At 56.4% G+C, this 1,215-nt stretch carries 1 protein-coding gene; it reads right to left on the reverse strand.

Features of this window, described 5'->3' with window-relative positions; genetic code table 11:
- Nucleotides 1–125 precede the first annotated feature (125 nt).
- On the reverse strand, nucleotides 126–980 hold the full coding sequence (locus P4L78_RS09870; protein WP_309327847.1) for a hypothetical protein: 855 nt from the start codon (nucleotides 978–980) through the stop codon (nucleotides 126–128).
- Between the last annotated feature and the right edge of the window lie 235 nt (nucleotides 981–1,215).

Below are 1,215 nucleotides of genomic sequence, written 5' to 3' on the forward strand. Positions count from 1 at the left end.
ATGAAGGCGACCAAGTCTCCGGAGACGGCTGGGCAGATCTGCGCGAAGACGGATGCCTCGAAGGCGAAATCGCCTACCACAACGGTGACGAAACCACCTTCATCGCTGCGCCATGGGTGCGTTTTTCAGCAGCCTGCTAGAGGGCGCATGTAGTCGTTGAAGTGAGGGCAGCACGCGCGAACCTGCACACCAGCCTTGAGAAATTCCTGCTCGACCAATTCGCGCCCCGCAGGAGACGAGAATAGCCCTAAGCCACCGACTTGCTCGCCAACGCGTAAAACTGGATCAACACCGAGCGAGGCCACATAAGCTTGTGCTTCGATTGGGATTCCTTTAGGTCGCAGCACGTCCGAATTCGCGATATAAGTCTTGCGATCCTCGACCGCTGTCGCACGCCACCACGAGATCTCGATCGTTTTGCCAGCGGCCTGCGCAGCCTTTTGGATATCCTGCCCGGCGAAGTATTCCCCGAGCTTGTGGAGCACCATGACGATAACCGCAACCTTAGCGCTTTGTGGAGCGTTATTCGTGATCCAACGGATCAAGTCGGATTTGACGCGGCCGCCTGAAAAAATGCCATCATCAAGATACACGTAGGTGTGCGGCGCTTTGCCACAATCGGCGGTGGTCAATCCGTAGGCCTTGGTAAGGGCTTCATCGAAAATAGCCAGCATATCACGCTGGCTATTTCCCGCCTGTTGCAGGCGAAGGAAATGAGCACTGCGCCAGAAAGAGGCCGGATCATTGCCGGCGATTTTGCTACTGGCTATGACTCGTTCGATGAAGCCCGTGACCACCTTTCGTGAGAGGTAACTCTTGCGGAGAACGTGGGCGAGTTCGACGAGGAGTGGTTCGCGGGCGGGCGCAGGGAATTGCTCAATCCAGCGACCGACATGAACTGCGTCTGGCGCGGCGATCTCGCCTTCGCGATAGTCGGCAATGATTTCAGCTATTTTTATGCAATGTTCCTGAAAGGACATTCGAATTTCTCCGTGCGCAGCCGAGACGAGGCATCTTAGCGCGTTAGTCAGCCCATTCGAAGTGCTCATATTCATCGACGGAGCTGCACCATTTCGCAATGCCCTGGCGCATTTTGCGCGGCATTGTTTCCCTCATCGGGCTTTTTCGAATTGTGTCGGGCATTGGCCGGCTGCTCGCCGCGTTGCGCGCCCTTGTGTCGCCCTGTCTCATGCAAAAGCCTGCCCCATGCAAAAG

This window comes from Silvimonas sp. (assembly GCF_031291215.1).
GTDB classification, from domain to species: domain Bacteria; phylum Pseudomonadota; class Gammaproteobacteria; order Burkholderiales; family Chitinibacteraceae; genus Silvimonas; species Silvimonas soli.